Below are 22081 nucleotides of genomic sequence, written 5' to 3'. Positions count from 1 at the left end.
AGACTCCGGTGGGCGGAACGGCGTCCGCCGATCCCGCCCGTGTCCGGCATACCCTGCCAAGAGCCAGTCTCGTCTGTCTCGTCCGTCCCGTGTCGCCACGAGCCGCCTTGAGGAGCCGTCCAATGCGCGAAGCCGTCATCTGCGAGCCCCTGCGGACCCCGATCGGACGGTTCGGCGGCGCGCTCAAGGCGGTCGCGCCGGTCGACCTCGCCGCCACGGTGATCCGCGCCCTGCTCGACCGGACCGGCCTGCCCGGCGACGCCGTGGACGAGGTGATCCTCGGCTGGTGCAACCCGAACGCCGACGCCCCCGCCATCGGACGCGTCGCCGCCCTGGACGCCGGCCTGCCTGTCACGACCGGCGGCAGCCAGATCGACCGGCGCTGCGGCTCGGGCCTCCAGGCCGTTCTGGACGGAGCGATGCAAATCCAGACCGGCGCCGCCGACCTGGTCATCGCGGGCGGCACCGAGTCGATGAGCAACGCGCCGTTCTACACCACGTCCGCGCGGTGGGGCGTCCGGACGCCTTCCCTCGAACTCCACGACGCGCTCGCCCGCGGCCGGACCACGGCGGGCGGCATCCACCACCCGGTGCCGGGCGGGATGCTGGAGACCGCCGAGAACCTGCGCCGCGAGTACAAGATCGGCCGCGCCGAGCAGGACGAGTTGGCCGTCCGCTCGCACCAGCGCGCCGTCGCCGCCCAGCGCGAGGGCCGGTTCGCCGACGAGATCGTCCCGGTGACCATCCGCTCCCGGAAGGGCGACGTCGTCGTGGACACCGACGAGCACCCGCGTCCCGACACGACCGTCGAGGGGCTGGCCGCGCTCCGGCCCGTCCTGCTCAAGTCCGACCCCGAGGCGACGGTGACGGCCGGAAACGCGTCCGGGCAGAACGACGCGGCCGCCGCCTGCATCGTCACGACCCCGGAACGCGCCGCCGAGCTCGGCCTGCGCCCGCTCGTCCGGCTCGTCTCGTGGGCGCGCGCGGGCGTCCCGCCCCGGACGATGGGCATCGGCCCGGTCCCGGCCACCGCCAAGGCCCTCGAACGCGCGAACCTCGCCCTCGCCGACATCGACCTCATCGAGCTGAACGAGGCGTTCGCCGCCCAGGTCCTCGCCGTCACCCGCGAATGGGACTTCACGGACGCCGACTGGGACCGGACCAACGTGAACGGATCGGGCATCTCCCTCGGCCACCCGGTCGGCGCCACCGGCGCCCGCATCCTCGCCACGCTCGCCCGCGAACTGCACCGCCGCGAGGGCCGCTACGCCCTCGAAACGATGTGCATCGGCGGCGGCCAGGGCCTGGCCGCCATCTTCGAACGCATCGCCTGACCCCCCGGGGCGGTTACGGGGTCCAGGCGCGGTTACGGGGTCCAGGCGCGGTTACGGGGTCCAGGCGGGGTTGCGGCCGCTGCGGGCGACCAGGCGGTCCAGCGCGGACGCGTCGTCCGCGACCGGGACGGGCGGGCCGAACGCGCCGTCCGGCGGGCGCGGGGCGTCCTCCGCTTGGGCGGGCAGCGACTCGAACAGCGCGATGCACTGCTCGGCCTCCTCGACGGGGACGTCGTAAGTCTGACCGGTCGCCCGGGCCAGGTCCCAGCCGTGCAGGATCAGCTCGTCCAGCGCGACCCGCGCCAGGACGTTCGCGGGCAGCGTGACCCCGCCCGCCTCGCTCATGCCGTCCCAGGCGGACGGCTCGCGCCACGCCTCGACGAGCTCCTTGAGCTGGGCGTCCACCCGGTCGCGCCAGTCGGCGGGCAGGCTCCCGGCGTCCGTGCGGGCCGGACGGGACGAGCCGGGCGCGACCGCCTTGCGCGCCACCTGGGTGAACGTCCAGGTGAAGCCGTTGACGTGGTCGAGCAGGGCGCCGACGGTGGTGTCCTCGCAGGGGGTCGGGGCGTCCAGCGCGTCCGCGGGGATCGCGGCGAGCACCCCGGCGAGGCGGCGCGCGGCGGGCTCGAAGTCGAACTCGACGGTCATCTGGTACTCCTTCTTCACGAACGGTCCGAAGGGATGGACTGGACGCGTCGCGCGAACTCATCGCTCGGGGCGCGCCGGGGGGCCGCCAGGGCCGGGAGGCGAAGAGTTCCCAGGACACGCAGGGCCCGGAGACACGGAGAAAGAGGTGACGGTCCGTGTTCGGACCGGACCGCTTTTTCCCGTAAGCTACTGCCGAGTAGTATTCGGGACCCGGATGACGTGCGGCATGTCGCGAGCCTTTACTCTGACAGCCAACGGCCCGTACCCCAGGAGGACGGAACAGTGCTCTACGCCACGACGTTGATAATCGGGCTCGTCGGCACGGCGGTCGCGTTGGCGCTCGCCGGCCGGCGGGTGCTGTTCCTGTGGAACTGGTTCAAGAGCGGCCAGCCCGACCCCGAGCGCGTCCTGCAGGTGAAGCGGGACAAGAAGGGTGACGTCGAGGGCCAGGTCGTCGAGGTCATGGGGCAGCGCAAGCTGCTGAAGTGGACGGTCGCCGGCGCCGCGCACGCCGCGGTGATGTGGGCGTTCATCCTGCTGATCACGGTCTACCTGGAGGCGGCGGTCGCGCTGCTGTTCGGGCTGGACAAGCACATCCCGGGCCTGCAGACCTGGGGTCCGATCGGGTTCGTCCAGGACACCATCGCCCTCGCCTGCGCGATCGGCCTGGGCGTGTTCGCGATCATCCGGATGAAGAACTCCCCGGCCAAGCTGGACCGCAAGTCCCGGTTCAAGGGCTCGCACACCGGCGGCGCCTGGGTCATCCTGATCATGATCTTCAACGTGATCTGGACCATGTTCTTCTTCCGCGGCGTGGAGTGGGCCAACGGCAACCTCGCCTACGGCAAGGGCGCCTACTTCTCCTACGCGGTCGGGCAGCTGTTCAAGGGCATGTCCCACGACACCCTGGACGTCCTGGAGGCCGTGGGCCTGCTGCTGCACATCGGCGTCGCGCTGGTCTTCCTGGTCATCGTCGTCAACAGCAAGCACCTGCACATCTTCATCGCGCCGCTGAACGTGATGTTCAAGCGCCGCCCGAACGGCCTGGGCGCCGCGCAGCCGATGATGTCCAAGGGCAAGCCGCTGGACTTCGAGGAGGCCGACCCCGACGAGGACACCTTCGGCCGCGGCAAGATCGAGGACTTCACCTGGAAGGGCTACCTCGACATGGCGACCTGCACCGAGTGCGGTCGCTGCCAGTCGCAGTGCCCGGCGTGGAACACCGGCAAGCCGCTGTCGCCGAAGATGGTCATCCTGGAGCTGCGCGACCACGCCTTCGCCAAGGCGCCCTACCTGCTGGCCTCCGAGGAGGAGCGGGAGAAGTTCACCGACGAGCAGAAGCTCGCGATGCAGGTGGACAAGGAGCTGGTCGCCGAGGACGGCGTCATCCACCCCGACGTGCTGTGGTCCTGCACCAACTGCGGCGCGTGCGTCGAGCAGTGCCCGGTCGACATCGAGCACATCGACCACATCCTGGACATGCGCCGCTTCCAGGTCATGATCGAGTCCTCGTTCCCGTCCGAGGCCGGCGTGATGCTGAAGAACCTGGAGAACAAGGGCAACCCGTGGGGTATGTCCGAGATGAAGCGCCTGGAGTGGATCGAGGAGCTCGACTTCGAGGTCGAGGTCGTCGAGGAGAAGATGCCCGAGGACGCCGAGTACCTGTTCTGGGTCGGGTGCGCGGGCGCGCTTGAGGACCGGGCGAAGAAGACCACCAAGGCCGTCGCCGAGCTGCTGCACATCGCGGGCGTGAAGTTCGCGGTGCTCGGCCCGATGGAGGCCTGCACCGGTGACCCGGCCCGCCGCCTGGGCATGGAGTTCGTGTTCCAGATGCTCGGCCAGCAGAACGTCGAGACCCTGAACGAGGCGGGCGTCAAGAAGATCGTCGCGACCTGCCCGCACTGCTTCAACACCCTCGCGAACGAGTACCCGCAGATCGGCGGGAACTACGAGGTCGTCCACCACACCCAGCTGCTGGCGCACCTGGTGGAGGAGGGCAAGCTCACCCCGGTCACCCCGATCGACGAGAAGATCACCTATCACGACCCGTGCTTCCTGGGCCGCCACAACAAGGTCTACAAGCAGCCCCGCGACATCATGGCCACCGTCCCGGGCGTCCAGACCCAGGAGATGCACCGGCACAAGGACCGCGGCTTCTGCTGCGGCGCCGGCGGCGCCCGGATGTGGATGGAGGAGCGGATCGGCAAGCGCATCAACACCGAGCGCGTGGACGAGGCGCTGACCACCGACCCCGACACCGTCTCCACCGCCTGCCCGTTCTGCCTGGTCATGCTCGGCGACGCGATCAACGAGAAGAAGAACGCCGGCGAGGCCAAGGAGTCCCTGGAGGTCGTGGACGTCTCCCAGCTGCTCATCCGCTCCGTCAAGGGCGAGCCCGTGCCCGCCGCGGCCGAGTGATGACCGCCTGACGGCTCGCACCGCAGCGGCCCCGATCCGGACTCCGGGTCGGGGCCGCTTCGCGTGGTCGATCCTTTTCGCGTGGTCGATCGTTGGGGCGCGGCGAGCGTTGTGCCGCAAGGTGCCCCGAGTGTTGTGAAATGTTCCTCACGTCTGCCGGACGGGCCGTAATGTGGGGCGCAGAACCCGTATCGGCCCGTCCGCGCCTCGGGCCGATACGGGAACCCCGCCCATGCTTCGGAGGCCCTCAGCGGCGGTTCCAGCGGCGTCCAGAGCGTCCGGCGCCTCTGCTGGGGACGTTTCGGCGCGCACCCCGGCGGGTTTCGGCAGACGGACGCGGCTGTTTCGGCGGGCGTTTCGGCCGGCGTTTTCGGTCGGTCAAGAGATCTCTGAGAGATCATGGGGGCGGAAGGACGCGGTTCCCGCCCGGACCGTCCCGCCGCACTGGTAGGACCGGACGCATGGCGATCGTGATGGCGCTGGTGTCCCTGCTGACGACCCTGCTCGGCGGGGTCGTCGCGATGCGCGTCCGCGACCGCCGGCACCTGGTGCTCGGCCTCGCCGGCGGGCTGATCCTCGGCGTCGCCGCGTTCGACCTGCTGCCCGAGTCGCTGAAACTGTCGTCCCTGCACGTCCTGCGGGTGGACGCGCCGATGGTCGGTTTCGCGGCCGGGTTCCTGCTGCTGCACGTGATCGAGCAGCTGTCGGCCATCCACCAGGCGCACGAGAACGAGTACGCGCCGCACCGGCACCCGCACGGCCACGGCCACCCCGGCGGCGCCGGCGGGCACGTCGGCATCCTCGCCGCGTGCGCCCTGGTCGGGCACAGCATGGTGGACGGCCTGAGCATCGGCCTCGGCTACCAGTCGGGCGGCGACGTCGGGCTGTTCGTGGCGCTCGCGGTCATCGCGCACGACTTCGCGGACGGCTTCAACACCTTCACCGCCGCGTCCCTGAACCGCGCCGACCGGCGTCCGGCCGTGGTGCTGCTGATCATGGACGCGTGCGCGCCCGTCGTGGGCGCCGCGCTGACGCTGCTGATCAGCGTCCCGAAGTCGGTCCTCGGCATCTACCTGGGGTTCTTCGCCGGGATCCTGCTGTACCTGGCGGCGGGGGAGATCCTGCCCGAGGCGCACAGCCGGCACCCGCGCGTCCTCACGCTGTGCTGCACGGGCGCGGGCCTCCTCGCCGTGATGGGCATCATGAGCCTCGGCGAGTAGCGGCCGAAGGAAGAGGAGCGGCCGGAAAGAAGAGCAGCGGCCGGAAAGGAAGCGAGGCCGTCCCCGGTCGGGGACGGCCTCGCTCAACGCAGGCGGGTCAGGAGGTCATCTTGTCGACGAAGCCCTGGTTGGACTTCACCCACTCCTTGACGCCCTCCTGCTCGCGGCCCTTGTACTTGTTCATGACCAGGTCCTCCAGCGGGAACAGCTGCTGGTCGGTCATCTTGAACTTCTTCAGCCAGCCGGCCACCTCGGGGGAGTCGCCACCGAACCCCTTGCGGGCCAGCATGTAGGACTTCTCCGCATTGCCGAACGCGACCTTCGGATCGGCCAGCGGCTTGATCGGGAACTTGCTGTAGGCCCAGTGCGGCTTCCACAGCGTGACCACGATCGGGGTGTTCGAGTTGGACGCGCGCGTCAGCTCGGCCAGCATCGCCGGGGTGCTGCTCTGCACGAGGTTGAACTTGCCGTCCAGCCCGTACTGCGGCATCACCTTGTTCTTGACGATCTTCATCTCGCCCGCGCTGGGCTCGATGCCCACGATGCGTCCCTTGTACCGGCCCGGGTCGTTCGCCAGGTCCTGGACGGAGTTGGCCGGGTCGTTCTTCAGCACGGCCAGCTGCATGGACGCGTTGTCGTACCAGGGCCCGAGGTTTTCGAGCTTGTCCTTGTACTTATTGTAGTAGTCCGCGTGCGTGGCGGGCAGCCAGGAATCGAGGAACAGGTCCACGTTCTTGTTCGCCAGCCCCGCGTACAGCGGACCCGCGTCCACCTGCTCCAGCCGGACCTTGTAGCCCTTCTTCTCCAGCTGGTACTTCCACAGGTTGCTGATGGCGACGTCCTCGTCCCACGGGATGTACCCGATGGTGATGTTCTTGGACTTGCCGCCGTCCCCGCCGCTCCCGGCGATGCCGAGGCCGGTCGCGAGCAGCACCAGCACCACCAGCCCGGACAGCGCGAACACCGGACGCGGACGGTAGTGCAGCACCGTCTCCCAACCGCTCGCGTGCACCCCGGCCTGCTTGCGCCGGGCGACCGGGCTGAGCCGCTCGCCGAGCGCGCCGGTCAGCCGGTCCAGGGTGATCGCCAGGATGACGACCGCGAGACCGGCGTCCACACCGCCCGCGATGTCCAGCTGCGTGATCGCGCCGAACACCTCGGTGCCGAGGCCCTGCGCGCCGACCATGCCGGAGATGACCACCATGGACAGCGACAGCATGATCACCTGGTTCACGCCGGCCATGATCGTGCCGAGCGCGAGCGGCAGCTGCACGCGCAGCAGCGTCCGCGCGGGCGGCGTGCCGAACGCGTCGGCCGCCTCGACCATCTCGCGGTCCACCTGGCTGATGCCCAGCTGGGTCAGCCGGACGCCGGGCGGCAGAGAGAAGATCATCGTCGCGATGATGCCCGGCACCTGCCCGATGCCGAAGAAGAACACGGCGGGCAGCAGGTACACGAACGCGGGCATCGTCTGCATGAAGTCCAGCACCGGCCGGACGACCGCGGCGAAGCGGGGGCTGCGCGCGGCGAGGATGCCGACCGGGATGCCGATCACCAGCGCCGCGATCGACGCCACCAGCACCTGCGCGAGCGTCGACATCGCCGAGTCCCACTCGCCGAGGTTGTCGATCAGCATCATGCCGACGAAGCTCAGCAGCGCGAACAGCGCGCCGCGCAGCCACAGCCCGATCACGGCCACGACCAGCGCGAACACGATGACGGGCGGGGCCTGCAGCGCGGTCTCCAGGTGGCCGGTGAACCCGCCGACCACCGTGTTGACCGCATGGAAGAACGGCTCGCCGTGCTTGGTCAGCCAGCTGACGGCATGTTCGGCCCAGTCGCCGACGGGGAGCTTACGCATCGGCCATCGCCTCCGCGTCCTCGACGGTCCGGTGCTCGCCCGTGCCGTTCGACTGGCCCAGCGCGGCCAGCAGCGTCACCCGCGGGACGACGCCGAGCAGCCGCCCCGCGCCGTCGCAGACGGGCAGCGGCAGCGCGCTCTCGGCGGACGCGGTGAACAGCTCCGCCACCGGGGTGTCCGGCGACACCGGCTCCAGGCCGCCCTCGACCAGGTCGTCCAGCGTGGTCGCGCCGTCCCGGACGGCCTGCGCCGTCCGCTCGGCGTACACCGCGCCGATCAGCTTGCGGTCGCGCCCGACGACGAACGCGCCGGACACCTGCGCCTCGCGCATCGCCCGGACGGCCGCGCGCGGCCCCGCTCCCGGGTTCACCACGGCCACCGGCTTCTCCATGACCGAGCTCGCGGTCAGCACCCGGGACCGGTCCACATCGGCGACGAACTGCGCGACATAGTCGTTCGCCGGGTCCATGAGAATCTCCTCGGCACTGCCGATCTGCATGATCCGGCCGTCCCGCATCATGGCGATGCGGTCACCGAGGCGCATGGCCTCGTTCAGGTCGTGCGTGATGAACACGATGGTCTTGCCGAGCTCGTTCTGCAGTTCCAGCAGAAGCTCCTGCATCTCCCGCCGAATGAGCGGGTCGAGGGCGCTGAAAGCCTCGTCCATCAGCAGGATGTCGGTGCCGGACGTGAGCGCCCGCGCGATACCGACGCGCTGCTGCATACCGCCGGACAACTCGTGCGGGAACTTGTCCTCCCAGCCGCCGAGCCCGACGGTCTTCAGGAACTTCTCGGCCTTCGCCTGGCGTTCCTCCTTTGACACGCCCTGCACTTCCAGGGCATAGGCGGCGTTCTCCAGGACGGTGCGGTGCGGGAACAGCGCGAAGTGCTGGAACACCATGCTGACCTTGCTCTGCCGGACCTCGCGCAGCTCCTTGGCGGAGAGCTGCGTGACGTCGGTGCCGTCGATCAGCACCCGGCCCGCGGTGGGCTCCAGCAGGCCGTTCAGCATCCGGATCAGCGTGGACTTGCCCGAACCGGACAGGCCCATCACCACGAAGATCTCGCCCTCCCGGACGTCGAACGTCACGTCGACGACCGCCGGCGTGGCGCCCAGTTCGCGTACCTCTGCGGCCGGCGCGTCGGCCTGCAGCCGGCGCACCGCCTCTCCGGCCCTGCGGCCGAACACTTTGTAGACGCTTTCCGCGCGGAGTGTGGACACGTTCTCCTTCCTCGTTCCCACGGGCGTCCGTTGGGGCCGGATGCCGAGGCCCGCGTTCAGGGCACCGCGCCGGGTTCATACCCGGTGCGGAACCCTGGGCGCGGGCAGGGGAACTCGTTTCGAGTTGCGCTTGTCCGTGCTTTGCGCTTTCGCGGGACTCTCCCGCCGCGGCACCGCGATAGGGAGCTGTCATCGGCTTCACGCGATGCGACTGTCAACCAATCGGCGGTGCTATGCGTCGCTCGAATTTACCGGCCCACCGAGAAAGTTTCATCTTCAAGTGACGTCGCTCACAACACTCACCCGCGATGTTTAAAACGAAAAAGGCCGCCAACGCGCGCGCGTAGACGGCCTTCCGGAGTGCCCGGTCAGACTTTGGTGATGTGGAAGTTCACATAGGACCGGGACGGCGTCGGCCCCCGCTGGTCCTGGTACCGCGACCCGTACCGCGCCGACCCGTACGGGTACTCGGCCGGCGAGCTCGTCCGGAACAGGCACATCTGCCCGATCTTCATCCCCGGCCACAGCTTGATCGGCAGCGTCGCCACGTTCGACAGCTCCAGCGTCACGTGCCCGTTGAACCCCGGGTCGATCCACCCCGCCGTCGAGTGCGTCAGCAGCCCCAGCCGCCCCAGCGACGACTTCCCCTCCAAGCGCGCCGCCAGGTCCTCCGGCAGCCCGAACACCTCGTACGTCGAGGCCAGCACGAACTCCCCGGGATGCAGCACGAACGCCTCGTCCGGCTCCACCTCGACCAGCCGCGTCAGATCCGGCTGCTCCACCGCCGGGTCGATGTGCGGGTACCGGTGGTTCTCGAACACCCGGAAGTACCGGTCCAGCCTCACGTCCACGCTGGACGGCTGGACCATCTCGGCCTCGAACGGGTCGATCCGCACCCGCCCGGACTCGATCTCGGACCTGATATCGCGATCGGAAAGCAGCACGTCAAGAAGGTACCGCCTAGAAGCGCCAGGCAGCCCCCACCCGCAACCGACATGCACCACCCCGCCCCATCCGGTAGCATGTCCCCGTTCGCCGAATCCACAGGCGAACCACGCGGGTGTAGTTCAATGGTAGAACTTCAGCTTCCCAAGCTGACAGCGCGGGTTCGATTCCCGTCACCCGCTCCACACCAAAGGCCCAGGTCCCCTCGACCTGGGCCTCACCTGTACCCGCCGCCCAAAGACTCGGACCTCGCTCCGCTCGGGCCCCTCCCCTGGGGCTCCGCCCCAGACCCCAAGCAGGGGCTCCGCCCCCGCACCCCCAAGCGCATCGTGTGAACCAAGCCCGCCGAGCCTCCTAGCCCCGGGCCGCTAGCGACGTCGCCCCGCGCAACCCCCTCTACGACACGAACGCCAGCTCGTTGCAGCTCTTCCTGCTGAGTAATCCCCCAGGGCCTGCCGTGCCAGCGCCGTCTTCGACCCCATCGCGTCCGCCGGACGGATGGCAGGAAGGGCTTCTGCTGCGCTGGCAGAAGTCTGCCCGAACTCGTGCGGCCTTGGGACGATCGGTTGCATGTCGGACAGTGATCTCATTGCAAGGCTGCGCCGGCGCGCGTATGACCCTGCCCTGCGGCTGGACACGGTGTGCGTTCCGACTGATTGGCTTCGGCTGAACTTTGGGGCCCATGCGCACAGCAAGTTCTCGGTATCACATGGTGGTGGCCGCTACGGAGTAGAGGAGAAGTTTCTGCCGGCAGGAGCGTTTAAGGCGCGCCTGTTCTATGAGGACACCCCGCACGAGCCTCCCTATCCGCCAGTGACGATGGCTGAACTGCATGCGGCGGAGGAGCAACTGGGCCGTCGATTGCCGGAGCTGCTCAGGCGGATGTACACCGAGGTGGCCAATGGAGGCTTCGGTCCGAACCACGGGATCCTGGGTCTCGCGGATGGCGGACCGCACGACGACCGCACCGCCGTTCAGGAGTACCTGGAGCATCCAGAGCTCAACGATGACCTGGGATTTCCGCTGATCGCGGGTGGTTGCAACGTGTGGTGGTACGTGTCGCTGACCCAGCCAGGAAATCCCGTCCACCTGTTCGACTGGGACGGCTGGGACTGGCCTGAACGGGATCCGCCTACGGCAGCTGTCGCATACACCGCTCCCACCCTGGCGGACTGGCTTGGGCGCTGGGCTGACGGACAAGACGTGTGGTCCTACTGACTGCCGGGTTGAACTGACACATCAAGAACATCTGCCGAAGCTGGTCCTTTGGGATCAAGGGGGCGGTGCACGGGCCGTTGGCGCGCCGGTCACCGGCTTCGTGCGACCCGACCGCGCGTCGGCAACGCGTCCGCCCTGCGTCCGGCCCCCGACAGCCGCCTCGGTCCGATGGCCAGGACGTAAGTGGACGAGAGCAGCCGTGGGTGAGGTCAAGAACGAGGTGCCCGCAGGCTGCTGTTGAGGACGCGTTCTCTGAGGATGCGGCTCGTGTGCACTGTTCGCGTTGCAAGGACGCAGTTCGAGTTGAGTGGGACGAGCGGGAACGCTGGCATGGGGTGCAAGGGGATCAACTATGGCGAACGGCTTTCGCCCTCGTGAGTGTGTGTCTCTTGTCTCGTTGGGGACTTTTGGGGCTGCGGGTGGGTCTAGTTGCTTAGTTCGTTGATTAGGCGGCGGCACATTTGCATGCAGTTGCGGGTTGCTTCTGCGCAGATTCGGCAGAAGTCGTGCTGGGCGGCGTGTCTGCTGCATAGCTCGTGGCTGTGTTCGCAGGCCACTGCGCAGGCGGCTAGTTGGGCGCGCAGGAGGTTCATGTCGGTTGTGTCCGCGCGGGTCAGTACTCGCTGGGTGGCCTCGACCACGTCCGCGCAGTCCATGTCCCGGCGTACCGCGGGCATCAGGCCAGCGGTGTCGGTGGCGTCGAGCATGGCTGCGGCGCACGCGGTGACGGCGCCCTGGCATTCGAGCAACGAATCTATGGCGGCAGCCAGGTCTTCGCTCTCCAACCTGCCCACGGTCACGCCGTCGAACAGCTCGCGGGTCGCAAGCATGGAACCTCCCAACGTCGTTTCCACCGACGCTACGGAGACGGGGGCAAATCGGCGGTCAATCACGGGCGGGTGCTCCGCCGATCCGCCCCAATGGCGGGGAAAATCTCCCGGTTTGGTGCCTACTCCGTGTCGAGGGCCAGGTTCGCCGGGAAGGACGCCAGGAATTCTTGCTGTTCTAGGGTTGCGCTGGCGGACATCTGGTTGAGGACGTCGCGGATCAGGGCCAGGTCGTCGCCGGACTGGTTGCTGAGGACGTGGGTGATCCCCTCCAGTTGTCGGACGGTGTCGTCCGGGTCCAGGGATTCCTCGTCGGCGGACTCCAGGAACCATGCCAGCTCGACCGTCAATGCGATGAGGTCGCGTACGAACTTCGGGGATGCATCCATAGCGGGGATTGGGTGGTCCTTATTTTGGTGGGAGGTGGCGGGTGTGGGTGAAGGTTGTGGTTTCGGGGTTTTGGTGGCGGCCGAAGGCTAGGGTTTTGGTTGGTTCTACGGCGAAGACCAGGACGGGGCTTGAGGCGTTTTGGAAGCCTTCGTCTGCTACTTCGTAGTGCCATCTGCCGTCCCACTTGTTTCGCCAGGCGGCGGCTAGGCGTTCCAGGGTTGGGCGGTCGGTTACGCGGCGGGCTTGGCCTTCGACCATTACGTCCAGGCTGTTGTTCCAGCTGTTGCAGCCCGTTGTGAGGACGACGTTGGGGTTTGTGGTGAGGTTGACGGCTTTTTGTTCCTCGTGGCCGGTTGCGAAGTGGAGGGCTCCGTCCAGCCATACCGCGACCAGGGGTGTGACGTGGGGGCGGCCGTCGGCGCGGACGGTTGATATCCAGGTGATTTGGGCTTCTTCCGGGGCTCTGAGTGCTGCCTCCCAGGTGGTCGGGTGGGCGCCGGGGTCGCTGAAGCGGTCGTCGAGTTGGGTCTTCGGTGCGTCCATTGCTCTCTTTCTTTGGTCAGTCGTCGAACTCGAAGTCGGCGGCCTTTGCGGCGGTGATGAGGGATCGCATGCGGGACGGTGTGGTGGCGGTTTCGGACATCAGGAGGGCGAGTTCTTCCAGGGCCGGGCGGTCGTCGCCGTAGGCGCAGAACGTGTCGCCTTCGGGGTCGTAGTCGAAGCGGTCTGCGAGGGAGGGGGCTTCGGTGCGGACCAGGAACTGGGCCACGCCTTCCCAGAAGTAGCCGTTGGGCTCGTGGCCGAGTTCCTGGACCAGTTCGTCCACGTCGGTGCTCCCGGCGTAGAGGAGCAGGCTGTACGAGCCCGGCTTGGATTCGATCAGCTTCAGCGGGTCCATAGGCGGAGCATGGCAGGAGGGGCCGACAAAGGGTTCGTAGGATTGCGGCATGGGTGATGATCGCGAGCTGCCGCGGTACCGGGTGCTGACCGGGCCTGACGACGCGTCCTTCTGCTGGCGGGTCAGCGAGGCGTTGGATCTTGGATACGAGCTGCACGGGTCGCCGTCGGTGACGTTCAACGGGGATCGGGTCATCGTGGCGCAGGCCCTCGTCCTGCGGCAGGACGGTCATGCGGGGGTTTGAGGAGTTGGTGGCCGAGGCCTCGGACGTCTCGGTTGAAGGCTGGGACTTCTCGTGGCTGGACGGGCGGGCGACTGAGGAGCGTCCTTCCTGGGGGTATGCGCGGTTGATGGCGGCGCGGCTGGCGGGTGCGCGGTCGGCGCTGGATATCCAGACGGGCGGTGGGGAGGTTCTCGCGCAGGCCGAAAACCTGCCGAGGACCATGGCGGCGACCGAGTCGTGGCCGCCGAACGTCGCCAAGGCGACGCGGTTGCTGGGGCCGCGCGGGGTGGTGGTCGTCGCGACGCCGGACGAGCCGCCGCTGCCGTTCGCGGACGGGGCGTTCGAGCTGGTCACGTGCCGTCATCCGGCCACGGTGTGGTGGGACGAGATCGCCCGGGTGCTCGCGCCCGGCGGGACGTATCTCGCGCAGCATGTCGGGCCCGCGAGCGTGTTCGAGCTGGTCGAGTACTTCCTCGGACCCCAGCCGGAGGCCCGGCGCGCGCGGGACCCCGAGGTGGAGGCCGCGGACGCGCGGGCCGCCGGGCTGGAGGTCGTCGACCTGCGCTCCGAGCGGCTGCGGATGGAGTTCTTCGACGTCGGGGCCGTGATCTACTTCCTGCGCAAGGTGATCTGGATGGTCCCCGGGTTCGGCGTCGAGAGGTACCGGGACCGGCTTCGCGAACTGGACGCGCAGATCAGGCGTGACGGGCCGTTCGTCGCGCACTCGTCCAGGTTCCTCATCGAGGCGCGCAGGCCGGGAGCCGCGCCGGGCCGCTGGCCGCGCCGGGCCGCTAGCCGCACGGCCTACCTGGGCTGGCGCCAGCCGTCCTTGAACTCGTTGTCGTGCTCGACGCGGATCAGCTCGGCGTAATGGTCGAGCTTGTCGGCGTTGCGCATCATCTTGGTGAAGTCCTTGCCGTGGTCGGCGATGTTCGCCTTCTCGTTGTCGCGGCGGCGGCGCCAGTGCAGTTCGGCCTGGGCGTGCTCGATCAGGCGTTCCAGGTTGGTTTCGGTCGCGTTCAACGTTCCCCCCGAATGCTGTGCTGACGTGGGGGTTCTTCCCGGTTCTGCGGTCCGTTACGCGGACTGCCGGATTTCGGCGGCGGTCTGGCCGTATTCGGCTTTGAGGGCGCGGCTGACGTGCGCGGCGTCCAGGATGCCCCACCGCGCGGCCACGGACGCGACGGAGCGGTGGGCCAGCGCCGGGTCGCGGAGATCGCGCCGGATCCGGGCCAGCCGCTCGCGGCGCACCCAGCGCATGAACGTGTGGTCCCGGTCGCGGAACAGCTCGTGCAGCCGGCGCGGCGAGATGCCGTGCCGGGTCGCGGCCGACTCGACCGAAAGGGACGGATCGTGCAGGTTCGCGGACGCGTAGGCGAGGATGCGGTCGGCCAGATCCGTCGGGGTTTCGGTCCGCGCGGGAGCCGTGGCGGTCAGGGCGGCGAGGACGAGCGAGGTCAGCGCGTCCCCGAGGTGGCGCCCGGCGGGGTCCGGCAGGGCGCCGACGCGGTCGCTGACCCCGGCGAGGCACGTGGTGATCAGCGAGGTCAGGCCCGCGTCGGACGGCAGGCGGACGGCGGTCCGCCGGGCGAGGACGTCCGCGCGGTCGCCGAGCAGCGCGCGCGGGACGCCGAGGAAGGTCACGTCGCAGGGCCCCGGCACGGTGATCGAGTACGGCCGGGTCATGTCGCAGACGACCAGCTCACCGGGGCCGACGCGGCATTCCCGGCCGTCCTGTCCGACGGTGATCCCGGACGGCGAGCGGTTCAGCACCACCTTCACCAGGTCGCGGTCGGTCGAGCTGATCGTCCGCGGCGGCCGGGACACCGTGTGCGGCGTGCAGCGCAGCCGGCCGACGACGAGCGGCCCGGCGTGGACAGCGCTGATCCCGCCGCGGAACGAGTCGCCGATCGGGTCCAGGCGCACCGGGACGAGCAGCGCGGACGCGGCGGCGCGCGCCTCCTCTGCGGTGCGCAGGGCGTCCATCCGGCGCCGCCCGCGCGCCGGGCGCGACGACGACGCGATGCGTTGCCGCAGCAGGCGCAGGCGCGGCCCGGGGAGCAGCCCGGCCTCCTCGGCCAGCGCGCGCCGCGCGTCCTCGAACGCGGCGAGCGCCTCGGCCGTCCGGCCGCACGCGTGCAGCGCGCTCATCAGCCGCGCCCACAGCTCCTCGTTCAGCGGATGCTCGGCGGTCAGCTCCAGCAGCCGCGGCGCGAGATCGCCCGCTCGGCCGAGGCGCAGCTCGGCGTCCGCCCAGTCCAGCAGGGCTCCGAGGCGCATTTCGGCCAGCCGGCGCGCGTCCAGATGGGTCGGCGGCGTCTCCGGGACGTCGTCATAGGCGTCGGGCCCGCGCCACAGATCGAGCGCTGTCCGAAACAGGGATGCGGCCTCTTCCGGATCGTTTGCGGTCCGTCCTTCACGCACCAGCGCTTCGAACCGATCCGCGTCCAGTTCCCCGGGGTGGACGACCAGCCGGTATGCGGCGCCATGCCGCTCGATACGTCCTGGATCGTCCAGGATCGTGTGCCGCAGCGCGTGCACGTACCCGTGGACGTTCTTGGCGGCGCTCCTCGGCGGCGCGTCCCGCCACAGGGCCTCGTGGATCGCGTCCACCGGGACCGTCCGGCCCGCGCGGCTCAGCAGGACCGACAGCACCGCGCGGACCTTCGGCGTCCCGCGCGGGACGGCCCGCCCGCCGCGCCGGACCTCCAGCGGCCCGAGCACATTGAACTCCGTCGCGAGTTCCGTCGCCGGTCCGCTTCCGACCTCGTGGAACACGCTCTCCCCACGCTCCGTACCGGTTCCGGCAGGTGACCACACGTGAAACAGCGTGGACGCGCCGTCCCGGCAGCGGCAAGCGATCCGCGCCCGTGGGACGCCCGCAACCCGGATGAACTGCGGAGATACCGAAAGATTGGGACGCCGTAGGACGTCGTGGGATGCTGTGCCCGATCCGCCTCGGCGCGTTGGGAGGGGCTCGGTGGGCGACGGAGCCGAACGCCTCGCCGCGCTGCTGTCCGAGCTGAAGGAGCGCAGCGGCCTGAGCTTCGCCGAGCTGGCCCGCCGGACGCACGCGAGCCGCTCGACCCTGCACCGCTACTGCACCGGGACGTCCATCCCGGACGAGGACAAGTACGACATCGTCCTCGCCTTCGCCAAGGCCTGCGGCGCCACCCCGCGCGAACTCAACGACCTCTTCCACCACTGGACCCTCGCCACAACCACCCCCGAAACCGACCGAACCGCCGAGGACGCCCGTCCACCGACAAACGACCCGACCGCGCACACGAACGACGGCGAACATCCGCCCGCCGGAAGCCCTGCTCGCTCGACGCAGGCTGCCGCGGATGGTGACCGTTCAGCTCCGCCGACCGCCCGAACTGCGATCTCGCGCGCGGAGACCGATGGTCAAGACGCCGCCGCACGTCCAGTCGGCCGGGCGCCGACCGTCCGGGCTGCTCGGGACGGCGCGGAGTCGCGTGCGGAGGCCGAATACCAAGACGATGCCGCTCGTCCGGTCGCCCGGCAGTCGGCTGGGGGAGAGGCGCGGCAAGACGATGCTGCAGAGGTCGGACGCCAACTTGCCCCCGCTCGATCAGTTGGCCGGGAGGTCGCCGCCGTGCGTGCTGGGGGCGTCCGGCGGCGTGATGTCGCGCGGAGTCCCTCCGGCCGCGGTCCGGTCGGACGGAAGTGGTGGCGGCGGCGGTTTTTGCAGGTGAGCGGGGGTGTGGTCGCGGTCGCTGTGCTCGCCGCGGCCGGGGTTCTGTTCGGGACCGGACGGCGGGACTCTCCGGGGCAGGCGGATCCAGGGGATCGGTGGACGTGGGCTCCGTGGCCCGTGCCGCCCTCGATGTTCGGCGTGACGATCAACAGCAATACCGGGACGATGCCGTCGTTCCGGGTGGGCGCGGCGCGGTTCTGGGACGGCCGGACGCGGTGGGCCGACCTCGAACCCGAGCGTGGCGTGTACGAGTGGGCCGCGCTGGATCGCCTTGTGGACGGGGCGCAAGCCGCGAAACTGCCCGCCCTTTTCACGTTCGGCGGCACGCCGCAGTGGGCCGCGCCGGACGGGCCGCCGACGGTCTACACCGACGGTTCGCGGGCCGCGCCGCCGGACGATCTGGCCGACTGGGACGCGTTCGTCCGCGCGCTCGTCCACCGGTACAAGGGCCGCCTGGAGGCGTACGAACTCTGGGATTCGGCCAACGACCAGCACTTCTTCAACGGCGATCCGCGGCGGCTGGTCGCGATGGTCGAGCGCGCGTCCCGGATCATCAAGGCGGCCGACGCGCGCGCCACGGTCGTCTGCCCCTCGATGGGACGCCTCACCACCCCGGACGGCCTGCGGTTCGTCGAACGCTTCGCCGAGCTCGGCGGGTACCGGAAGTGTGACGTCGGGGGAATCAAACTGTTCCCTCGCAGCTCGCACGACCCGCCCGAAACTCTCGTCCCCGTTCTGGACGCCTTCAACAAGACCTTGCACCAGGCCGGAACCGGCATCCCGCTCTGGGACACCGGCCCGAACTACGACGTCCCGCTGCTCGACCAGCTCCAGGGCGACGAGGGGCGCGACTTCGCCGTCCGGTTCTTCCTCGTGGGCCTCTACGGACTCGACCTCGACCTGCGCCGGACGTACTTCTACAACTGGGGCGGACGGCGCATCCCGGTCGTCCTGCAGGCGGAGGGGGAGCAGCCGACACCGGCAGCGCGCGGCATCGAGACGCTGGAACGCTGGCTCACCGGAGCGTCCGTCCATGGATGCGGGCACGGCACCGCCGAGGGCCTCCCCGCAGGTGTCTGGCAGTGCCGCTTCAGCACCGGGACGGTCCGCTGGGCCGCCCGCGGCACCGCCACGACACGGACCGGCCCGCGCCCCGTCGTCGTCCACCGCCTGGACGGCACGACCGCCCGAATCCCCCCGGAACATGCACTCCGCGTGACCGGAGCGCCTGTTTTCATCACGCCAGGATGATTTTTCTCGAAAACGCGTAACCACACGCGTGGTTCTCCGTCTCTCCCGCATGTCGTTGGAGTGAAGGAGTCCCCATGCCTGACCTCAGCACCGTGGTCGCCCTGCCCCCTCGCCGGATCGAGGTGGCGATCCAGGTGGAGGACGGCGCTCGGATAGCCGCCGACCTGCGCGAGCACGTGTCGGATGTCGCTGCCGAGGCGGCGCGCCGGATCGAGGCCGAGCTGCCGGAGTTCGTCCGGCCGCACGACCCGCGGTACGCGAAGGCGCTGCTCCTGAGCGTCGAGTACGCCATCGGCCACTTCCTCGACCTGGTGGCCGACCCCGACACCAGCTCGGTCGAGGTGACGCGCTTCTGGCGCGACGTCGGCTTCGGCGAGGCCAGCGAGGGCCGCACGCTGGACAGCTGGCAGGCCGCCATCAGGGTCGGCGCCGGCGTCGCCGTCGAGCGGCTCACCGAACACGTCCTGCGGCTCGGCTACCGTGCCAGCGCCGCGGACATCGCCAACACCGCGAACGCCGTGTTCGGATACCTGAACCAGCTGGCGACCATCGTCGCCGAAGGCCACGCCGACGCGGCGGCACGGGCGGCGGGCGCGCGGCAGGACCGCCGCCGCCGGCTGCTCGACCAGCTGCTCCGCCGCCCGACCCTCAAGGATCTGAGGGATCCGGCGCGCGACGCCGCCTGGCAGCTTCCCCGCACCGTCGCGGCCGTCGCGCTGCGGGAGGACGGCCCGGACGCACGACGTCCGGCGCTGCCCGCCGACGTGCTGCTCGGCCTGCACCTGACCGAGCCGTGCCTGATCATCCCCGACCCGGACGGCCCGGGCCGCGCCCGCATCCTGGAGCAGCAGCTGGACGGCTGGATCGCCGCGGTCGGACCGACCGTGGACGTCACCGAGGCCGCCAAGTCGCTGCGCTGGGCCCGCCAGGCCCTCGCCGTCGCCGATCTCGGCATGATCGACGGCAGCGGCCTGATCGTCGCCGAGCGGCACATGCCGATCATCGTGATGATGCGCGAGCGCGAGCTGGTCGAGCGCGTCATCAACCGCCGCCTCGCCCCGCTGTTCTCCGTCCGCCCGGCCCAGCGCTACCGCCTGGCCGTCACCCTGCTCACCTCCCTGGAGTGCGGTTTCAACGCCACGGAGGTCGCGGGCCGGCTCCACCTGCACGCCCAGACCGTCCGCTACCGCCTCCGCCAGCTCGAAGAGCTCTTCGGCGACGGCGGCTACGCGACCGAAGACAGATTGGAGCTCCACATGGCCCTCAAAGCGTGGGTCGCCCTGAACACCGAACCCCTCCCGCAGGGCGAACTCCGCTGCGGCTGACCCCTTGCCCGGGGCCGCAGCCCACCCACCTGCGGCCCCACCCACCCCCTACATCGCCGGCTTGTTAGGGGCGGTCGAATTCCCAGCCTTGGGCGGCGGTGCCGGAGGGGGAGCCTTGTTTGAGGACGGGGGCTGAGAGGCCGGACCAGCTGGCTTGCAGGTACCAGCCGTCCCCGTTGGAGAGGCGGCTGAAGCCGGGGCTGAAGCTGACCAGCTTCCAGATCTGGTTGGCGCCGCCGCAGGGGGCGAGGACGACCGAGTACTGGGTGCCGCCCTCCCAGAAGACGGAGCTGCTCGCCGGGCCGCGCGTCATGCACTGGCCGCTGGAGCTCTTCAGGGTGAAACCGCCGGCTTTGGCGGTGCGCTGCCAGATGGTGTCCGAACCGGAGCAGCCGTACTGCTGGGACAGGGACGAGCCGCTCGGCACCAGGCAGGAGCGCAGGCTCGTGTTGCGCAGCCGGTACGGCCCGTTGGCGCCGGCGGCGGCGGGCTTGCTCTTCTTCGAGGGGCCCTTGCCGCGGGTGTCGGGACGCGAGCCGTTGCCCTGGGTGGACGCGGCGGGGTAGTCCTTCGGGCCGCTCGGCGCCGGGCCCGGGGGACTGGACGCGGACGGGGCGATCGGCGCGCCGTTCGACGGGCCCGCCTGCGGGTGGTGGCCGGGTTTGCCGTCGCCGTAGAACACCGTGAACAGGACGGCCGTGACGACCGCCGCCGTGCCCGCGATCGCCGCCTTCAGCGCCCAGCCGCGCAGGAAGGACGGGCCGGCGTGGCGCAGCGCCGGGACCGCCAGCAGGACCGCGCCGATCGGCAGCGCGGCGCGCAGCCGGCCGTTCAGGTCGCGCATGTCCTCGGCGGCGCGGCGGCAGTACTCGCACGTCTCCAGGTGCTCGCGGAGCGCGCGGCCCTTGCGCCGGCCGGGCCGCCGGACGATCGCGGCGAGCTGCCGCGTGTACTCGGCGCATTCCGGACGTCCCTCGCAGCTGGCCGCGAGGAACGCCTGCCGCAGCCCCTCCCGCGCCCGGAACGCCAGCTGCGTCACGGCGCCGGCCTTCATGTCCAGGACGTCCGCGACCTGCTGGACGGGCTCGTCCTCGATGACGGTGTGCCACAGGACGGTCTGCCACCGCTCCGGCAGCGACCGGAACGCGCGGACGAGCGTGTCCTGCTCGTCGACGTCGGGCGGCTCGGAGCCGGACTCGTCCGCCCACGCCGCGACCTCGTCGGTCACGACCGTGCGGCGGCCCGCGCGCGCCCAGTCGACGGCCGCGTTCCGCACCACGGTGTACAGGTACGGGCGGCACGCGACCTGCGGCCCCGACCCGGCGCGCAGGGCGGCGAACATCCGCGTGAACGCCTCGGCGGTCAGGTCCTCCGCGGTGTGCGGGTCGCGGACCAGGCCGCGTGCGTACCCCAGCACGGCCCGGTGATGCCGCCGGTAGAGCTCGGCCGAGGCGGCCTCGTCCCCCGTGCGCGCCGACGCGACCAGCTCCTCGTCGGACACGCCCGTGCCGCCGCGCCCCACCAGTGCCGGCAGGCCTCCCGGAACGTTCATGACCACCCACGCAATCCACGCCGAGGCCCACGCGTCCGCACGGGCCGTCCTCCGCGAATCAATCCACACATAAGACGCGCCGCCACTGCGTTGGTTACGGAATCATCCGAACTTTTTGTCATCCGGCTTCACATCCGCACCTCACAGCCCCGTTCGCGCCGCTCCCGCCCTCGCGCCTCCCCTCTCCGGACCCGCCCGCCCGGACCTCTTCCGCCCCTCGCGTCCGCCGTCGACACCGAAGGTAGGGCGCACCTCACCGGCCGAACAAGGCCCGTCCCGAACTGTGGATAACCAGCTCACAACCGCGTTCGGCTCGTGCGCGCGCGGGAGAAGCGCAGGGGAAGCGCGGGCGAAGGCGGTCCCCGGGATTGGCTGGAAGCGTCCGCTGGCGGCGCTCACAATGCGTGCGGTCGCGGTCACAATGCCGACACCAGGAGTTTCCCGAGGTGCGTGCCGGGAATTCTGCTCCCATCGAGGGAACGGAGGCGGGCACGTGGAGGTCTTCATCGAAATGACCTTGCCCAGGGACGCCGGGAGCGCACCCCTGGCCCGGCACACGCTGGACGCCTCGCTGCGGGGGCTCGGGGTCGACTCGGACGTCCGGGCCGACATCGCGCTCGCGCTGGGCGAGGCCTGCGCGAACGTCATCCAGCACGCCGTGTCCAGCACCGCCTATGAGATCCGCGCGCAGCTCGACCAGGGACGCTGCGTCGTGGACGTCATCGACGGGGGCGGCGGCGACACCCCGCCCAACTGGACCGGCGGCCGCGACCCGATCCACGCCGAGAACGGGCGCGGCCTGACGCTCATCCACGCCTTCACCGACGATCTGGAGATCAGCGGCCGCGCCAACAAGGACGGCGCCGTCGTGCATTTCGAGAAATCCTTCAACTGACCGTCCGGCGAAAACGGACGCGCCGCCCGGAAAACGGACCCCGGGCGGCGTCCGAAGCGAAATATCTCTCCGCCAGGCCAGGAAACCTCGACCAATGGCGAACGGCCCCGCCTCCCGGCAAAGGGAAGCGGGG

At 70.1% G+C, this 22081-nt stretch carries 20 protein-coding genes and 1 tRNA gene; 10 read left to right on the top strand and 11 right to left on the bottom strand.

Features of this window, described 5'->3' with window-relative positions:
• The first annotated feature begins 122 nt into the window (after positions 1–122).
• Complete coding sequence (locus FHU30_RS15295; RefSeq protein WP_253876303.1) at positions 123–1334, top strand: acetyl-CoA C-acetyltransferase; 1212 nt, start codon at positions 123–125, stop codon at positions 1332–1334.
• 51 nt (positions 1335–1385) lie between these two features.
• Here FHU30_RS15295 and FHU30_RS15290 read toward each other — a convergent pair whose 3' ends face one another.
• The gene (locus tag FHU30_RS15290) at positions 1386–1982 is read right to left on the bottom strand and encodes a TIGR03086 family metal-binding protein (protein ID WP_253876302.1); all 597 of its coding nucleotides are present in this window, start codon (positions 1980–1982) and stop codon (positions 1386–1388) included.
• A 282-nt stretch (positions 1983–2264) separates the two neighbouring features.
• Here FHU30_RS15290 and FHU30_RS15285 point away from each other — a divergent pair, with 282 nt between their 5' ends.
• Complete coding sequence (locus FHU30_RS15285) at positions 2265–4400, top strand: (Fe-S)-binding protein (protein ID WP_253876301.1); 2136 nt, start codon at positions 2265–2267, stop codon at positions 4398–4400.
• A 461-nt stretch (positions 4401–4861) separates the two neighbouring features.
• A complete protein-coding gene (locus FHU30_RS15280) occupies positions 4862–5620 on the top strand; it encodes a ZIP family metal transporter (protein ID WP_253876300.1) in 759 nt (252 codons plus the stop codon).
• 97 nt (positions 5621–5717) lie between these two features.
• Here FHU30_RS15280 and FHU30_RS15275 read toward each other — a convergent pair whose 3' ends face one another.
• The 3 genes from FHU30_RS15275 to dcd form a co-directional block, all read right to left on the bottom strand.
• Positions 5718–7481 carry an ABC transporter permease/substrate binding protein gene (locus FHU30_RS15275; protein WP_253876299.1) on the bottom strand — a complete coding sequence of 588 codons (1764 nt, stop codon included), beginning with the start codon at positions 7479–7481 and terminating at the stop codon, positions 5718–5720.
• Positions 7474–8703, bottom strand: a complete 1230-nt coding sequence (locus FHU30_RS15270) for a quaternary amine ABC transporter ATP-binding protein (RefSeq protein ID WP_253876298.1) — start codon at positions 8701–8703, stop codon at positions 7474–7476. Before FHU30_RS15270 ends, FHU30_RS15275 begins: the two co-directional genes overlap by 8 nt.
• 368 nt (positions 8704–9071) lie before the next feature.
• Positions 9072–9647 carry a dCTP deaminase gene (gene dcd, locus FHU30_RS15265; RefSeq protein WP_253876297.1) on the bottom strand — a complete coding sequence of 192 codons (576 nt, stop codon included), beginning with the start codon at positions 9645–9647 and terminating at the stop codon, positions 9072–9074.
• Between the two features lie 112 nt (positions 9648–9759).
• On the opposite strand from dcd, the gene FHU30_RS15260 reads away from it, so the two are divergent.
• Both FHU30_RS15260 and FHU30_RS15255 read left to right on the top strand, forming a co-directional pair.
• Positions 9760–9833 (top strand) — tRNA-Gly (locus FHU30_RS15260).
• Positions 9834–10218: 385 nt separating this feature from the next.
• Positions 10219–10866, top strand: coding sequence for an SMI1/KNR4 family protein (locus FHU30_RS15255; RefSeq protein WP_253876295.1), 648 nt, complete (start codon positions 10219–10221; stop codon positions 10864–10866).
• A 425-nt stretch (positions 10867–11291) separates the two neighbouring features.
• Here the strand turns inward: FHU30_RS15255 and FHU30_RS15250 are convergent, their stop codons facing one another.
• The 4 genes from FHU30_RS15250 to FHU30_RS15235 all read right to left on the bottom strand — a co-directional run bounded on the left by FHU30_RS15250 (position 11292) and on the right by FHU30_RS15235 (position 12981).
• Entirely contained in the window at positions 11292–11696 is a 405-nt protein-coding gene (locus tag FHU30_RS15250; RefSeq protein ID WP_253876293.1) for a four-helix bundle copper-binding protein, read from the bottom strand.
• A 119-nt stretch (positions 11697–11815) separates the two neighbouring features.
• Positions 11816–12082, bottom strand: coding sequence for a hypothetical protein (locus FHU30_RS15245; RefSeq protein ID WP_253876291.1), 267 nt, complete (start codon positions 12080–12082; stop codon positions 11816–11818).
• 19 nt (positions 12083–12101) lie between these two features.
• The gene (locus tag FHU30_RS15240; RefSeq protein ID WP_253876289.1) at positions 12102–12626 is read right to left on the bottom strand and encodes a pyridoxamine 5'-phosphate oxidase family protein; all 525 of its coding nucleotides are present in this window, start codon (positions 12624–12626) and stop codon (positions 12102–12104) included.
• Between the two features lie 16 nt (positions 12627–12642).
• Positions 12643–12981 (bottom strand): Imm51 family immunity protein, encoded by a 339-nt coding sequence (locus FHU30_RS15235; RefSeq protein WP_253876287.1) that lies wholly within the window; start codon positions 12979–12981, stop codon positions 12643–12645.
• A 49-nt stretch (positions 12982–13030) separates the two neighbouring features.
• Here FHU30_RS15235 and FHU30_RS15230 point away from each other — a divergent pair, with 49 nt between their 5' ends.
• Both FHU30_RS15230 and FHU30_RS15225 read left to right on the top strand, forming a co-directional pair.
• Positions 13031–13225 carry a DUF1737 domain-containing protein gene (locus FHU30_RS15230; protein WP_253876285.1) on the top strand — a complete coding sequence of 65 codons (195 nt, stop codon included), beginning with the start codon at positions 13031–13033 and terminating at the stop codon, positions 13223–13225.
• The gene (locus FHU30_RS15225) at positions 13212–14075 is read left to right on the top strand and encodes a methyltransferase domain-containing protein (RefSeq protein WP_253876283.1); all 864 of its coding nucleotides are present in this window, start codon (positions 13212–13214) and stop codon (positions 14073–14075) included. The genes FHU30_RS15230 and FHU30_RS15225 overlap by 14 nt, the downstream gene beginning before the upstream one ends.
• Here the strand turns inward: FHU30_RS15225 and FHU30_RS15220 are convergent.
• Both FHU30_RS15220 and FHU30_RS15215 read right to left on the bottom strand, forming a co-directional pair.
• A complete protein-coding gene (locus FHU30_RS15220; protein ID WP_253876281.1) occupies positions 14009–14227 on the bottom strand; it encodes a hypothetical protein in 219 nt (72 codons plus the stop codon). The two genes, FHU30_RS15225 and FHU30_RS15220, sit on opposite strands and share 67 nt — an antisense overlap.
• 54 nt (positions 14228–14281) lie before the next feature.
• The gene (locus FHU30_RS15215) at positions 14282–15982 is read right to left on the bottom strand and encodes a BTAD domain-containing putative transcriptional regulator (protein ID WP_253876279.1); all 1701 of its coding nucleotides are present in this window, start codon (positions 15980–15982) and stop codon (positions 14282–14284) included.
• A gap of 202 nt (positions 15983–16184) precedes the next feature.
• On the opposite strand from FHU30_RS15215, the gene FHU30_RS15210 reads away from it, so the two are divergent.
• Together FHU30_RS15210 and FHU30_RS15205 are read left to right on the top strand one after the other, a co-directional pair.
• A complete protein-coding gene (locus tag FHU30_RS15210) occupies positions 16185–18176 on the top strand; it encodes a helix-turn-helix domain-containing protein (protein WP_253876277.1) in 1992 nt (663 codons plus the stop codon).
• 74 nt (positions 18177–18250) lie between these two features.
• Positions 18251–19501, top strand: a complete 1251-nt coding sequence (locus FHU30_RS15205; protein WP_253876275.1) for a PucR family transcriptional regulator — start codon at positions 18251–18253, stop codon at positions 19499–19501.
• Positions 19502–19565: 64 nt separating this feature from the next.
• On the opposite strand, the gene FHU30_RS15200 is transcribed toward FHU30_RS15205, so the two are convergent.
• Positions 19566–21053, bottom strand: a complete 1488-nt coding sequence (locus tag FHU30_RS15200) for a sigma-70 family RNA polymerase sigma factor (RefSeq protein ID WP_253876273.1) — start codon at positions 21051–21053, stop codon at positions 19566–19568.
• Positions 21054–21564: 511 nt separating this feature from the next.
• Between FHU30_RS15200 and FHU30_RS15195 the strand changes: the two genes are divergently transcribed.
• A complete protein-coding gene (locus FHU30_RS15195; protein ID WP_253876271.1) occupies positions 21565–21948 on the top strand; it encodes an ATP-binding protein in 384 nt (127 codons plus the stop codon).
• Positions 21949–22081 lie beyond the last annotated feature (133 nt).

Origin of the sequence: Actinomadura rupiterrae, from assembly GCF_024172125.1 — a bacterium.
In the GTDB taxonomy this organism is placed as follows: Bacteria; Actinomycetota; Actinomycetes; order Streptosporangiales; family Streptosporangiaceae; genus Spirillospora; species Spirillospora rupiterrae.
The sequence above is the reverse complement of the archived record's forward strand: the minus strand, read 5'-3'. Positions and strand labels throughout refer to the sequence as shown.